Genomic DNA, 13,425 nt, shown 5'->3' with positions numbered 1-13,425 from the left:
GCGGTTGAAGGCACCGGTCTTGAAAACCGGCGACCCGAAAGGGTTCTAGAGTTCGAATCTCTACGCTTCCGCCAAATTCGAAACCCAGGTCGTTATGCGACCTGGGTTTTTTGTTTGTTAAAACCGCCTTAACCGGGAATTCTGGTGCCGGAGTTACTCCGTCGATACTGCAGCGGCGTCTGACGCATCATCTTTTTAAAGCAGGTAATGAAATAGGTCACCTCGCTAAACCCCACTGCCAGTGCAATGGTGTCAACAGGCTCATCGCTGTACCGTAACAGATCGCAGCTGCTTTTAATCCGCCGGGTCAGCAAATATTCGTGGATGCTACCGCCGGTCTGCTGGCGGAAAATGCGTGAGGTATAGCTTCGCGAGAGCCCCAGGTCGTGCGCTAACCGATCGAGCGAAAACTTGCTGGCATAGTGGGCTTCGACCCAGCTCATTATCCGCGAGGCGACGGTCTGCTGGCGCGGCGGGTAGGGCTGCGGCTGCTCGGGCAGACATGTCATCAGCTGCATCACCAGAAATGCCACCTCGCAGGCCTCGGTCTGCGCGTTGTCCTCCAGGCGCTGAAACTGTTCAAGTATTCTCTCAATAAACGCCGCGTGCGTGCTGAGATCGTAAATTTGTGTCGGGAGATTGCTGGCGGCCAGCGAGGCGAAGCGGGCCTGATGGCGCGGAAAGGTGCTGAGCGCACTTTCGACGACCGATTGCGCAATGTGCATGGTGGTGCGGTGGTAGGGGTTCTTATCGCTATGATCGACCTGCACTTTGTGCAAACGGAAGGGCGGGAAAACAAATAAACGCCCCGGACGGGCGGTGTAGTGCTGATTGTCCACCACCACGATGCCATAACCGCTGGAAATATAGAGCAATTCAACGCACTGATGCCAGTGGTAGTAAACCGCGCTGGTGGTGTACATGCGGTTAAATGAAATGGCCTGCCGATCGAGCGTAATGCGTTCCAGCAGTTGCGTTTCACCCATTTGACCTCCAGGACAACAGATTTAAATTTTTAGACCATCATTTGTAATTTATCCCTCTCTCGAACGACAAAATCCAGCAAAAATGAAATGCCGGTTTAATTTTGTGAGTCTGCTCACTCAGCACCGGGAATAAAAGCGGTTACTCTTCATTCAGACGTCGCACTCGTGGCTTTAAAAAGCCAAATAACAATAACTTATCTCTACCCTCGTGTTATGCGGGAGGACCCTGTGCAACCTGAAAATATTCATGTGGATAACCCACTGACGAGCCGTGATGAGGTACTGCGGCTGGTTAACGATATGCTGAACGCGGTGACGCCTTATTTTAAAAAAGACGCCAGCCGCATTGATTTAGCGAACTTTACCGCTCACTACGGCCAGCAGGTCGCGAGCATGGAAACCTTTTCCCGTCTGCTGTGGGGCATCACGCCATTGTTGGCTGGCGGCAGCGAGCCGCAACACTTCTCTTTCTATTTACAGGCGATAAAAAACGGCACCAATCCGCAGCATGCTGATTACTGGGGCGATGTCGGTCCTTTCGATCAGCGAATCGTCGAAATGGCGGCTTACGGATTACTGCTGGCGCTGGCGGGCGAAACCGTACTGGCACATTTCACTGAGACGGAGAAAGAGAATCTATGGCGCTGGCTAAAGCAGTGCGAGACCCAGGATATCCCCGATAACAACTGGCACTTCTTCCCGATTCTGGTGCAGGTTGGCTTCCATTATTGTGGCATGCCGACCCATCCGCAGGCGCTGGAAAATCACTTCGCTGCCATGGAGCACTACTATCTTGGCGATGGCTGGTACTCCGATGGTCCGGGCCGGCCGCGCGACTATTACATCTCGATGGGCTTCCATTTCTATGGACTGATTTACGCGAAGCTAATGGCCGATGTCGATCCAACGCGGTGCGCAACCCTGCGCGATCGCGCCGCGCGTTTCTCCTCTGACTTCATTCATTTCTTTGCCGAAGACGGCGCGGCGATCCCGTTTGGCCGTAGCCTGACCTACCGCTTTGCCGAGGCGGCGTTCTGGAGTGCGGCGGCTTTCGCCGGGCTGGAGGTCTTTTCGCCGGGCGTGATTAAGGGCATCGTGCTGCGCCATCTGCGCTGGTGGCTGAAGCAGCCGATATTCGACCGCGACGGCATACTGAGCGTCGGCTACAGCTACCCGAATCTGGTGATGGCGGAAGACTACAACGCGCCGGGTTCACCGTACTGGGGCCTGAAGACCCTGCTGGTACTGGCATTAGATGAGGGCGACGCTTTCTGGCAGGCGGCCGAGCTGCTGCTGCCGCCATTGCCCGCGCAGCACACGATAGCCCACGCGGATCAGGTGGTGGTGCATCAGGCCGATCACCTGTGGATGCTGACGTCCGGCCAGCTGGAGCTGAACAACTTCGTGAATACCGAAGCGAAATACTGCAAATTTGCCTATTCCACCCGCTTTGGCTTCACCCTCGAACGCGGGCGCTATGGCCTGAACCATGCCGCACCCGATTCGATGCTGCTGCTGGCCGAAAAAGATAACTACTGGCGTGGCCGCCGTGAATGCCAGCACGTGGTCACCGCCGACGGTACCATATACAGCCGCTGGCTGCCGTGGCGCGACGTGGTGATTGAGAGCTGGCTGCTGGCGCTGGGCGACTGGCAACTGCGCGTCCATCGTATCAATACTCAACGCGAGCTGGATTGCGCGGAAGGGGGCTTTAGCCTCGCGAACCGCCCACAGCCGCAGGCGCAGGGGATGGAAAGCGCCTGCTGGTTACGCAATGCCCAGGATGCCTCAGCCATTTTCTGTTTACATCCGCACGCCCGCCGCGGCGAAACGTTGGTGACGCCGCCAAACAGTAATCTGTTGTTTGCCGAGCGCGCGGCAGTGCCGCTGCTGCGCGGCGAACTCGATCCCGGCACGCATTTGCTGATAAGCGCGGTGTGGGCGGGAAATGCCGCAGGCTTCGATCCGCAACACTGCCCGCAGGCCTTCATTAGCGATGACGCGGTACGCTTCGTGATGGCACGACAAGAAACGACGCTCGTTCTGGCCCCGGAGACATCGCTATGAGCACATCATCGTCCGTACGCGCTGCACAGTACAAAATGAGTACCTTTATTTTTCTCTACTTCTTCACCTGGTCATCCAGCTTTGGCCTGTACGCCTTGTGGCTGAGCCAGAAAGTGGGCCTCGATAGCATCACTATCGGCAGCGTGTTCGCCATCAATGGCGTCTTCGCGGTTGTCCTGAAGCCGGTGTATGGCTACATCATGGACAAAATCGGCATGAGCAAGTGGCTGCTCTATTTTGTCTGCGCCATTTCTGCGCTGATGGCACCGTTTTTTGCGCTGGTATACCAGCCGCTGCTGGAAAGCCATGCGATGGCCGGGATTATCATCGGCGCGCTGTATCTGAGCCTGGGCTGGTACGCTGGCGTGGCGGCGTCTGAATCTTACGCTGACCGCTTTAGCCGCCTGTACGGGCTGGAGTTTGGCCGCATCAGAATGTGGGGTTCGCTGGGCTGGGCGATGGCGGCTTCGGTCTCCGGGCTGTTGTTTAACGTCACGCCGCTGGCCAACTTTCTGCTCAGCAGCGGTACCTCGGTACTAATGCTGCTGGTGCTGATTAGCCTCAAAATCGGCGATGAGCAGCTGCGTAATAACAGCGTTATTTCCGCCAATAAGATTGTCTTCGCCGATGTGCTGATGCTCCTGAAAAACCGTAAATTCTGGATGTTCAGCCTCTACGTCGCCGGGGTGGCGTGGATGATGTTTATCGCCGAACAGCAATTCCCGCGCTACTTCGTATCATTCTTCGCCACCAAAGAGCAGGGAAATGCCTGGTACGGCTACCTGAGCACCGTCCAGTCGGGTATGGAATTCCTGATGATGATGTGTATCCCGTGGCTGGTAAATCACTACGGCGCCAAGCGCGGCCTGGTGTTCTGCGGCTGCGTGGTCGGGGCTCGGCTGATCGCCTCCGGACTCACCAGTGACCCGATAGTGATCTCTATCATCAAACCGTTTTATGGCGTCGAGATCGCGCTGCTGCTGATCTCGGTCTTCAAATACATCGCCGAACATTTCCATCGTCGGGTTAACGCCACGATGTACCTGCTGGGCTACCAGGCGATGATTTACGTGGGGTCGATTGTGGTCGCCCCACCTGCTGGCTATCTGTACGACAGGATAGGCTTTGAGCATACCTATCTGCTGATGGGCTGCTGCGCCCTGATATTTACGCTGATTTCCGCCTTTACGCTGTCGCGCTGCCAGTCTAAGTGCGATGTCTCACGCCCCTTTGCTCCGGCATTAGATTCCGCCCCGGTTGAACCGGCCAAACATTAATTCAGGAGTTGTTATGACCAAATCTGTTATCACCGAAGCGCTGCGGCCGATCGAACTGCATCAGGTCGATCGCCTGGCCCTGAGCCAGAAGCTGGAAGCGGCGTTAACCCGCGTAACGCGCAAGCTCGACAAAAATATTGTTGCCTTCGGCGATAAATTCCCCGGCGAAGCCTGTGAGAAGGGCGTCTGGCCGCGCACCGATAACGTGGAATGGACCACCAGTTTTTGGCCTGGCCAGCTGTGGCTGGCGTGGGAGATGACGGGCAAAGCGCATTATCGCGACGCCGCCGAGCGCTATTTACCGTCGTTCGCCCGGCGTATTGAGCAGCGTATCGACACGGCAACGCACGATCTTGGTTTTCTCTATTCGCTCTCCTGCATCAGCGCCTGGCGCCTCACCGGCAACGAAGCCGCTCGCCGGTCGGCGCTGCTGGCAGCCGAGCGCCTGATGGAGCGTTTTAACCCAACGGCCAGGATTATCCAGGCATGGGGTGATTTAAACGACCCGGAGCAGCAGGGGCGAATGATCATCGACTGCAATATGAACCTGCCGCTGCTGTACTGGGCCAGCGAACAGACCGGAGATCCGCGCTATGCGCAAGCGGCGACGGTTCACGCCGGACAGGCCGCGAACTATATCGTGCGGGAAGATGCCTCGACGTATCACACTTACTATATGGATGTGCAGACGGGTGAGCCGCGCTTTGGCAACACCCATCAGGGCTACAGCGATACCTCGTGCTGGTCGCGCGGGCAGGCATGGGGCATTTACGGCTTCCTGCTCAGCTATCAGCACACCGGCGATAAGCAGATGGTTGAGCTGTCACGCAGCCTGGCACATTACTTCCTCAACCGTTTGCCGGAAGATGATGTGTGCCACTGGGATCTGGCGCTGCTCGGCACCGACGCCGTGCGCGACAGTTCAGCGGCGGCGATTGCCGCTTGCGGTCTGCTGGAGCTGGTCAAGGCGCTGCCGACGCTCGACGCAAACCGTGCGTATTACGAAGAGATGGCGCTGCGTATTGCGCTGTCGCTGACCGATAACTACCTTGCCCACGACGACGATCCGACCGAAGGGCTGCTGCAACACTCGGTTTATCATATGGGCAGCGGCAAGGGGGTCGATCAGTGCTGTAGCTGGGGAGACTATTTCTATCTCGAGCTGCTGGCGCGGCTGCGACAGATTTGGCACCCGTACTGGTAACCCTGAAGCCATGGAGAGCAAAATGAAAAGCGTAGCCGTGCTATTGGCCCCCGGTTTTGAAGAGGGGGAAGCGATCGTCACCATCGATATCCTGCGTCGCCTGAATATTACGGTGCAGACGATTGCCTGCGGCGAGAGCCGCGAAGTGGTGAGCTATCACGCCATCTCAATGGTGGCGGACAGCACCCTCAAAGCCAGTTTCGATTGCACCTTTGACGCCGTGGTGTTACCGGGCGGCCCGGAGGGCAGCGTTAACCTGGCGAAAAGCGCGGAGGTCATCGCCTTCGTCCGCCGCCACGATGAAATGGGCAAATATATCTGCCCGATTTGTTCCGCCGCCGCCCGTGTGCTGGGCGGTAACGGGCTGCTGAAGGGGCGCCGCTACGTCTGTTCCGGCGATCTGTGGAAAACAGTCAGCGAGGGCAGGTACGTCGATGCCGAGGTGGTGGAAGACGGCAATCTGCTGAGCGGTCGCGGCCTGGGTAACGTATTTGATTTCGCCTTTACCCTGGCGGCGCGATTACAGGGCGATGATGCCCTGGCGCGCGAGCAGGCCAGCCATATTGAGTACGCGTGGCAGGATAGCGATCCCGTTTACGGGCTGGCAAAAAGCGATGTGTGAGTTTCGCCCGGCGGCGCTACGCTTGCACGGACCTACAATGAATAGTGCAATATATTGATATTGTTACGGATTGTAGGCCGGGTAAGCACAGCGCCACCCGGCAAGAAGGGCCGCTAAAATGTTGATGTCGTTTTACAGCCCAATCACCAGCTCCCCCGAATGGCTCCGCGAGCAGCAGAGCGCCACCTGCTGGTTTGTTGCGCCTTTTTCCGCCTCCGACTGCACGCTGTCCCGGTGATCCACCACGCCGTCAATCACCGGCGTCAGGCAGGCGCCGCAGATCCCCATTTCACAGGACAGCGGTACGTCTACGCCGTTTGCCTGTAAGACCTGGGCAATGGTCTTATCCGCAGGCACCGGCCAGCGCTCCCCGGTGGAGGCCAGTTTAACGGTAAAGATCTCGCCGGTTTCATGACCAGCGGCAGGCGCAGCAGGCTGAAACGCCTCGCTGTGAATGTGGGCGTTATCCCATCCCTTCGTCTTTGCCACATTGCGGACTTTCTCCATAAAACCCGCAGGTCCGCACACCCAGGCATGCAGTCCCGCTTCCGGTATGGGGAGATGTTCTGCCAGCGCTGAGCGGGGGCTGAGGGTATGAATGATGCACTCACCGTACTTTGAGAGTTCCTGAACAAACGCCGCGCTTTCGCGATTTTTAACGTAATAATGCAGCGTAAACGGCGTTCCGGCCGCCTTCAGCTGCAGGGCCATCGCAAACAGCGGCGTAATGCCAATGCCCGCAGCCAGGAGTAAAACCCGCTCTGCCTGAACGAGCGGGAACAGATTGCGTGGGGTGGAGATCGTGAGTTTCTGTCCAGGCCGCAGCGTCTCGTGAACGTAGCGCGACCCGCCGCGCGAGGCGGTTTCGCGCCCCACGCAGATAAGATACCCTTCGTCCTCACAGGCTCCGGTCAGGGAATACTGGCGCACCAGGCCGCAGGGCAGGTGTACATCAATATGCGCGCCGGGCTGCCACGCCGGTAGCGCGGCGCCGTTTTCCGCCACCAGCCTGACGGCGAGGCTTTTATCCCCCTCACGCCACAGCCCATCAACGATAACGCTCAACATATTGGCCTCCGTCATACCAGGAAAAATTCGCCGAATCCCATCTTTTTCAGTCCCCGACGGTAGGCAATCGAGCTTTTATCCGCCGGGATATGGGCTTCGAGCGTCAGATCCAGCGGCAGGCTTTCCGGGCGCTGGGTTTCGACCATCAGACGGTCTTCTTCAAAAATACGCAGATTGAAGGCATGCACATCTTCCACCGGAATATGCAGATCGAAGTTGCGCGCGATAGGGGCGAACATCCGGGTCACCCGCGATGATACCGGCGACGCGGCGTTCATAATCACCAGTCGGGATTCCCCCGGGAAATGGATCGTCAGCGTGGCGGTAAACGGCAGATGCATTTCAAAATGACGCAGCCACTGGAAGCCCTCCGGAGCCTGGACGTCTGAACTGGCGGGATAGTTGCTCACGGAACTCCAGTAATCGGCCACGAAACCGAACGGCGTCTCCTGCGGCTGATAGGTGGGAACCAGCTGATTATTGGGATCGGCAAAGGTATCGGTGTGGATCCAGGCAAAGTGCGCTACGTCCAGAAATCCTTCCACCTGGCGACCGGCGAAGCCATTCACCTCGAACGCCGGGCAGTTAATCTGCTGGAATCCGTCGTCATCCCAGTGCGGCATGGCGGGCAGCGGTACCGGATTATCCGGGTCAAAGGCCAGACAGGTCCAGATCAGGCCAAAGCGCTCCTCCACGGCGTAGTTAATCAGGTTCAGCTTCGCCGGAACGGGCTGGTCGGGGCTGGACGGGATACGGTTGCAGCGCCCGTCCTCTCCGAAGCGTAAGCCGTGGTACGGACAAATAATGCCGTGCTCATCGTGAAAGCCCAGCGTCAGCGGCACGCCACGGTGCGGACAGACATCCCGGGCGACCACGACCTGGTCGTTAATCCGGTAAATGACCAGCTGTTCATCCAGCAGGGTTGCTTTAACCGGTGCCGGGCCGATGTCGCAGGCGCGTGCAACCGGATGCCAGCATTTCGCCAGGCGCAGCCAGTCCTCTGGCTCAAAAGTACAGTGGGCGGGTGGAGTCGGTTCTCTTTTCATCGTTGTCCCTCTTGTTCAGCCTAACGGGCCGCCCTGAATGGTTTCGCACAGACCGTTGATGATGCGCTCCCCGGTCTCCTCTTTCAGCTCCTGATACCAGGCCTGCGTCAACGTCATGTCTTTGCCGTGGGTGACGTCGCAGCGTTTGCGCGCCTTCAGCACCAGGTCACGCACCCGGTCGCAGCGCAGCGCTTCGTACTGTCGCAGCGCCAGCGTAATGTTGTGGTTCTCTCGCAGGCATTCGCCCAGCACCACGGCATCTTCCATCGCTGCACAGCCGCCCTGGCCGATATCCGGCGTGGTGCTGTGCCCGGCATCGCCAAGCAGCGCGACGTTGCCGCGCACCAGGGTATCGAACGGTTCGATGTCGTGGATTTCAATCCGGTTAGTGGTGTCAGGATCGAGCGCGGCGATAAGCTTTTGCACCGGCGGCGCCCAGCCGCGGAAGTAGCCCGTGAGATCGGCACGCAGGGTGGTGCGATCTTCTGCCAGACCCGCAGGGAGCGGCACGTCAAAGAAGAAGTAGAAGCGTCCGCCGGAGACGGGCATCAGCGATACGCGTTTGCCCTCACCAACGAAGGTGGTCCACTGGTGCGCCGGGGCAATCTCTTCATCAATCTTCACCAGCCCGTTCCAGTTCACGTAACCGGCGTAGCGGCGCTCCGGCGTATAACCCAGCACATACGGACGAACCGCCGAGTGGCTGCCGTCGGCGGCAATCAGAAAATCCCCGGTTGCCGCGGTGCCATCGGTGAAGGTGACGCTCACGCCCGCGTCATCTTCCCGCACACGTTCGACGCGCTTGCCAAACTGCACGTTATCGCGCCCCCAGAAGTCCAGCATTTCGCGCTGAAGTTCCGCGCGCGAGACGGGGCAGGGACGCCCGCCGGTGCGCTCGACCAGCGGCGCGAGGCTAAAGCGGGTCAGGGTATCGCCGCGCCGGTAATCTTTGTAGGCCATAAAACGCATCGGCCCGCCGTACGTCTCGATGATGTCGCCCATGCCGAGGTGCTGCATGCATTTCACGCCGTTAGGCCAGATGGAGATGGCCGCCCCGACGGGCTTGATCGCTTTGACGGCTTCAAACACGGTACAGTCGATGCCCGCTTTCTTCAGCGCAACAGCGGCGCTCAGGCCGCCAATTCCCGCACCAATAACGATTGCTTTCATGCTTCTCTCCTTTTGCAGGGTGTAAAGCCATTCAGCAATTTGCGTACCAAGCTGCAACGGGGTGAAAACGGCGTTGTGAAGGGCAGGTTTGCACTGCTAAGGTGCGCAGACGCGGTGAGCTTGCCTTTTTTTGAATCAAAAATTTCCAGTTGAGCTATACGGAATCAACTGTTTCACGCTCAGGCAAAGGAGTGGCGTGGTTTGTGCAATGACCTGAAAGAGGATAATCAAGGAGATACTATGATCGCACTGCACGACTTTAATCGGCTTCCTGAGAAAGAATCTCTCGCGTTACTCCACCCCTGCGTGGCGATCCCCGGCTGGGCTGAAGCTCTGGTGCGCGGGCGGCCCTATTCCCGCCGGGAAGACGTGTTCAGTACGGCACTGGCGCTGACGCAACGCTGGGATGAGACGGCGTTAACGCAAGCCCTGAGCGCCCATCCGCGTATCGGGGAAAAGCCAGCGGGTTCCCAGGCGGAGGCAGCACTGTCGCGCCAGGAACAGGGCGCGGTGAATGACCGCGATGCTGCCCTGACGCAGGCGTTACGGGAGGGAAACGCCCGCTATGAAGCCCGTTTCGGACGGGTCTTTCTTATCCGCGCGAAGGGCCGCAGCGGAGAAGAGATCTTACAGGCGCTGAACGCGCGGCTGGAAAACAACGATACGCAGGAAGTATTGACCGCGCTGGAACAGCTGCGGGAAATTACGCTGCTGCGGCTGGAAGGAGTCATTAGCGAATGAGCACACTCAGCACCCATATTCTCGATATTTCAACGGGGAAACCCGCCGAGGGCGTGACGGTTCATCTTGAGCGGGACGGGGAGATCATGGCGACTGGCGTCACGAACGCCAGTGGGCGCATCACAGAATTCGTCCCGAACCTGGCAAAAGGCCGCTACCGGCTGGTGGCCGAAATCGGTAAGTGGTTTAGCGACACAGGCCGCGAGACGATCTATCCCTGCGCGCAGATTGAGTTTGTGACGGGAGAATCGGCAGACGAGCATTTCCATCTGCCGTTTGTGATTGCGCCCGGTGGCTGGTCAACCTACCGGGGCAGCTGACCACACCTGCACGCCGTTGACCCAGGTTTCGCTGATGTTGCGCTCATCGCCCAGGGTCATCAGCACAAAGAGCTGCTCGTAAATGTCCTGGCAGCGGCGATTGCGCAGGCGCTGCAGCGGCGTTACGTCCGGGTCGATGACGACGAAATCCGCCTCTTTGCCGGGCGTGAAGTTGCCAATCTTCTCGTCAAGCCGGAGGGCGTGCGCGCCGCCCAGCGTGGCGTGGTAAAACGCCTCGCTGGCGCGGAGACGGTAGCTCTGGAGCTGACCCACCTTGTACGCTTCCCCCAGGGTACGCAGCATGCTGAAGGTGGTGCCCGCACCCACGTCAGTGCCGATGCCCATCCTCACTCTGTGCTGCCAGCAGGCGGGCAGGCGAAACAGCCCGCTACCGAGAAACAGGTTCGAGGTGGGGCAAAACGCCACCGCCGAACCGGTGTCATGCAGGCATTGCCACTCGCTGTGGTGCAGGTGGATGGCGTGGGCAAACACGCTGCGCTCGCCGGTCAGGCCGTAGTGGTGATACACGTCCAGATAGCGTTCATGCTCCGGCCAGAGGTCGTTCACCCAGGCCACTTCGTTTGGGTTTTCGCTCAGATGGGTTTGCAGCCAGGTATCCGGAAACTCCTCTCTCAGCAGGCTGACCGCGGCGAGCAACTCGGGGGATGACGTCGGGGCAAAGCGTGGCGTAATGGCATAGCCCAGCCGCCCCCGGTGATGCCAGCGCTGGATCAGCTCACGCGTCTGCCGGTAGCTCTGTTTCGCGTCCTCGCTCAGGTAGTCAGGCGCGTGTCTGTCCATCATCACCTTCCCGGCGATAAGGCGCATGTTGAGGCGCAGCGCCTCAGCAAACAGCGCCTCGACCGATTCCGGATGCAGCGTGCAGAACACCAGCGCGGTGGTGGTGCCATTACTCACCAGCTGGTTAATGAAAAATTCGGCGATCTCTTTCGCGTAGGCTTCATCGGCAAACTGGCTCTCCACCGGGAAGGTATAGGTGGTCAGCCACTCCAGCAGCTGCTCGCCAAAGGCGCCGATCATCTCCGTTTGCGGATAATGCACATGGGTATCGATAAAACCGGGCAGCAGCAGCTTGCCGCGCAGGTCAGTGTAGCCTTTGTGCGGGTCAAGATACTGCTCGCCCTCCTGCCACGCCATGTGCGCCAGAATGTGGCCATTCTGAATAAACAGCAGCCCGTCCTCAAGGTAGCGCGCGTGTTCGGCAATGGTGTCTGCGCTGTCGCAGACCTGGGCAATGTCAAAAAATGTACCGCGTATCGCAGTCTGGTATTCCATCATGGTTCCTGCCTTCGTGTTTGCGTAGCGGGGTGAGAAAGCGCAGCAAGAACAGTGCCAGAATGAACGGGCCGCAGTTACGCTGCGGCCAGAGGAGGAGGGAAGGGTTACTCTTTTTGCGTTGCCACGCGGGAGCTGAACGTCGTCGCGCCTGCTGTCTCGCGATCTTCCCGCGCCAGCCAGCGGTAGGTCACGCCGCCGAGGAAGACGCCGATGAACCAGCTGAAGTTCGCCACCTCATGCAGGGCCGGGATAAAGCTAATCACCAGGCCCACGGCAACGGACGGGATCAGCGCGCCGATGGCTTTCGGGTTAAAGCCGTTGCGATACCAGTATTTGCCCTTTGGCGTGTCATCGAACAGGTCGTCAACCGACACCTTGCCGCGTTTAATCAGGTAGAAATCGGCAATCAGTATGCCGAACAGCGGGCCGATAAACGCCCCGAGCACGTCCAGGGTGTAGTGGATTAACTCCGGTGAGTTGAACAGGTTCCACGGGGTGAGCAGGATCGAGCCGACGGCAGCAATCATTCCCCCGGTGCGGAAGCTGATCTTCTGCGGCGAGCAGTTAGAGAAATCAAAGGCTGGCGAGACAAAGTTCGCCACAATGTTAATCCCGATGGTGGCGGTGATCATCGTCAGCAGGCCAATCGCCACGGCCAGATCGTTACCCACACGGCTGACGGTTTCAATCGGGTCGGTGATCATGCGGCCAAACAGCGACTGGGTACCGGAGACAATCACCACGGTGACGATGGAGAACAGCAGGAAGTTAAACGGCAGACCCCAGCGGTTACCGCGGCGGATCTCCCCCATGCTTTTCCCGTAGCGGGAGAAGTCACCAAAGTTGAGCAGCGGGCCGGAGAAGTAGGAGACCACCAGCGCGGTCGCGGTGATCATCTGCCAGGTTTGCTCGCCCGCGGTCAGGGATTTGCTGGCGAGGGTAAAGGAGATCCCGTCAAAACCGGTCTTGTATACAATCCAGCCCGCAAGGGCCAGCATCACCACGTAGACCGCCGGACCGGCGATATCAATGAAGCGCTTGATGGCGCTCATCCCGTGCCAGAAAACCATCGCCTGCAATACCCACATGATGGCGAAGCAGATCCAGCCCAGATGTGACAGGCCGAGGAACGCGCCGGTGGTGAGTGAAGAGAGCGACGGCCAGAACTTCAGTGCCACCAGCATCAGGGCGTTGGCGGCCAGGTAGGTCTGGATGCCATACCACGCAAAGGCGATAAGCCCGCGGATCACCGCCGGAATGTTCGCCCCAAAGACGCCGAACGCCTGACGGCTGATCACGGCATAGGGCACGCCCGCCATCTGGCTCGGTTTTGCGACCAGGTTGGCGCACAGTTGCACAATACAAATCCCCACCAGCAGGCAGAGTAACACCTGCCAGCTTGCCAGCCCGAGCGTAAAGAAGCTCGCGGCGACCACATATCCCCCCATGCTGTGAACGTCCGACATCCAGAATGAAAAGATGTTGTACCAGCTCCAGTTCTGGTCACGCGTGGGTGCCAGATCCTCATTGCAAAGACGTGGGCTGTAAACCGCACCGGAATCAGCGGCCGTACCCTGCTGCGCGTTTTGACTGTTTGGCATGAAACCTGCTCCTGTGAATGAAAA

12 protein-coding genes are annotated in these 13,425 nt (G+C 58.8%); 6 read left to right on the top strand and 6 right to left on the bottom strand.

Annotation, left to right across the window (positions count from 1 at the left end):
- Nucleotides 1–128 precede the first annotated feature (128 nt).
- Nucleotides 129–986 carry an AraC family transcriptional regulator gene (locus L977_RS20560; protein WP_047626841.1) on the bottom strand — a complete coding sequence of 286 codons (858 nt, stop codon included), beginning with the start codon at nt 984–986 and terminating at the stop codon, nt 129–131.
- Between the two features lie 228 nt (nt 987–1,214).
- Between L977_RS20560 and L977_RS20555 the strand changes: the two genes are divergently transcribed.
- Genes L977_RS20555 through L977_RS20540 form a run of 4 tightly spaced genes read left to right on the top strand, consistent with a single transcriptional unit; the run spans nt 1,215 to nt 6,156 of the window.
- The gene (locus tag L977_RS20555) at nt 1,215–3,053 is read left to right on the top strand and encodes a DUF2264 domain-containing protein (protein WP_047626840.1); all 1,839 of its coding nucleotides are present in this window, start codon (nt 1,215–1,217) and stop codon (nt 3,051–3,053) included.
- Nucleotides 3,050–4,330: an oligosaccharide MFS transporter gene (locus tag L977_RS20550; protein ID WP_014883276.1), complete on the top strand. Its 1,281-nt coding sequence runs from the start codon at nt 3,050–3,052 to the stop codon at nt 4,328–4,330. The genes L977_RS20555 and L977_RS20550 overlap by 4 nt, the downstream gene beginning before the upstream one ends.
- Nucleotides 4,331–4,343: 13 nt before the next feature.
- A complete protein-coding gene (locus tag L977_RS20545; protein ID WP_045269366.1) occupies nt 4,344–5,534 on the top strand; it encodes a glycoside hydrolase family 88 protein in 1,191 nt (396 codons plus the stop codon).
- 22 nt (nt 5,535–5,556) lie between these two features.
- Nucleotides 5,557–6,156: a DJ-1/PfpI family protein gene (locus tag L977_RS20540; protein ID WP_014883278.1), complete on the top strand. Its 600-nt coding sequence runs from the start codon at nt 5,557–5,559 to the stop codon at nt 6,154–6,156.
- A gap of 132 nt (nt 6,157–6,288) precedes the next feature.
- Here L977_RS20540 and L977_RS20535 read toward each other — a convergent pair whose 3' ends face one another.
- The 3 genes from L977_RS20535 to hpxO are packed head-to-tail and all read right to left on the bottom strand — an operon-like array spanning nt 6,289 to nt 9,440.
- Nucleotides 6,289–7,224 (bottom strand): PDR/VanB family oxidoreductase, encoded by a 936-nt coding sequence (locus L977_RS20535; protein WP_014883279.1) that lies wholly within the window; start codon nt 7,222–7,224, stop codon nt 6,289–6,291.
- 11 nt (nt 7,225–7,235) lie between these two features.
- The gene (gene hpxD / locus L977_RS20530) at nt 7,236–8,270 is read right to left on the bottom strand and encodes a molybdenum cofactor-independent xanthine hydroxylase subunit HpxD (RefSeq protein WP_014883280.1); all 1,035 of its coding nucleotides are present in this window, start codon (nt 8,268–8,270) and stop codon (nt 7,236–7,238) included.
- 15 nt (nt 8,271–8,285) lie between these two features.
- Nucleotides 8,286–9,440, bottom strand: a complete 1,155-nt coding sequence (gene hpxO / locus L977_RS20525; protein WP_023337051.1) for an FAD-dependent urate hydroxylase HpxO — start codon at nt 9,438–9,440, stop codon at nt 8,286–8,288.
- Between the two features lie 240 nt (nt 9,441–9,680).
- Here hpxO and uraD point away from each other — a divergent pair, with 240 nt between their 5' ends.
- Both uraD and uraH read left to right on the top strand, forming a co-directional pair.
- Nucleotides 9,681–10,181, top strand: coding sequence for a 2-oxo-4-hydroxy-4-carboxy-5-ureidoimidazoline decarboxylase (gene uraD, locus L977_RS20520; protein WP_023332641.1), 501 nt, complete (start codon nt 9,681–9,683; stop codon nt 10,179–10,181).
- Nucleotides 10,178–10,501, top strand: coding sequence for a hydroxyisourate hydrolase (uraH, locus tag L977_RS20515; RefSeq protein WP_023332642.1), 324 nt, complete (start codon nt 10,178–10,180; stop codon nt 10,499–10,501). The genes uraD and uraH overlap by 4 nt, the downstream gene beginning before the upstream one ends.
- Here uraH and guaD read toward each other — a convergent pair.
- Nucleotides 10,481–11,797: a guanine deaminase gene (gene guaD, locus L977_RS20510; protein ID WP_014883284.1), complete on the bottom strand. Its 1,317-nt coding sequence runs from the start codon at nt 11,795–11,797 to the stop codon at nt 10,481–10,483. The genes uraH and guaD overlap by 21 nt on opposite strands.
- 107 nt (nt 11,798–11,904) lie before the next feature.
- Complete coding sequence (locus L977_RS20505) at nt 11,905–13,401, bottom strand: NCS1 family nucleobase:cation symporter-1 (protein ID WP_023332644.1); 1,497 nt, start codon at nt 13,399–13,401, stop codon at nt 11,905–11,907.
- Between the last annotated feature and the right edge of the window lie 24 nt (nt 13,402–13,425).

Origin of the sequence: Enterobacter sp. ZOR0014 (assembly GCF_000798855.1) — a bacterium.
Classification (GTDB): domain Bacteria; phylum Pseudomonadota; class Gammaproteobacteria; order Enterobacterales; family Enterobacteriaceae; genus Enterobacter; species Enterobacter kobei.
Note: the sequence above shows the minus strand (reverse complement) of the source record. Positions and strands in the feature narration are given on the sequence as shown.

Excerpts from the sequence above, each read along its gene's own strand:
- L977_RS20535 (WP_014883279.1), bottom strand. The coding sequence starts at position 7,224 with ATGTTGAGCGTTATCGTTGATGGGCTGTGGCGTGAGGGGGATAAAAGC.
- guaD (WP_014883284.1), bottom strand. The coding sequence starts at position 11,797 with ATGGAATACCAGACTGCGATACGCGGTACATTTTTTGACATTGCCCAG.
- L977_RS20550 (WP_014883276.1), top strand. The coding sequence starts at position 3,050 with ATGAGCACATCATCGTCCGTACGCGCTGCACAGTACAAAATGAGTACC.
- hpxO (WP_023337051.1), bottom strand. The coding sequence starts at position 9,440 with ATGAAAGCAATCGTTATTGGTGCGGGAATTGGCGGCCTGAGCGCCGCT.
- uraD (WP_023332641.1), top strand. The coding sequence starts at position 9,681 with ATGATCGCACTGCACGACTTTAATCGGCTTCCTGAGAAAGAATCTCTC.
- L977_RS20560 (WP_047626841.1), bottom strand. The coding sequence starts at position 986 with ATGGGTGAAACGCAACTGCTGGAACGCATTACGCTCGATCGGCAGGCC.
- L977_RS20540 (WP_014883278.1), top strand. The coding sequence starts at position 5,557 with ATGAAAAGCGTAGCCGTGCTATTGGCCCCCGGTTTTGAAGAGGGGGAA.
- L977_RS20505 (WP_023332644.1), bottom strand. The coding sequence starts at position 13,401 with ATGCCAAACAGTCAAAACGCGCAGCAGGGTACGGCCGCTGATTCCGGT.
- L977_RS20545 (WP_045269366.1), top strand. The coding sequence starts at position 4,344 with ATGACCAAATCTGTTATCACCGAAGCGCTGCGGCCGATCGAACTGCAT.
- uraH (WP_023332642.1), top strand. The coding sequence starts at position 10,178 with ATGAGCACACTCAGCACCCATATTCTCGATATTTCAACGGGGAAACCC.
- hpxD (WP_014883280.1), bottom strand. The coding sequence starts at position 8,270 with ATGAAAAGAGAACCGACTCCACCCGCCCACTGTACTTTTGAGCCAGAG.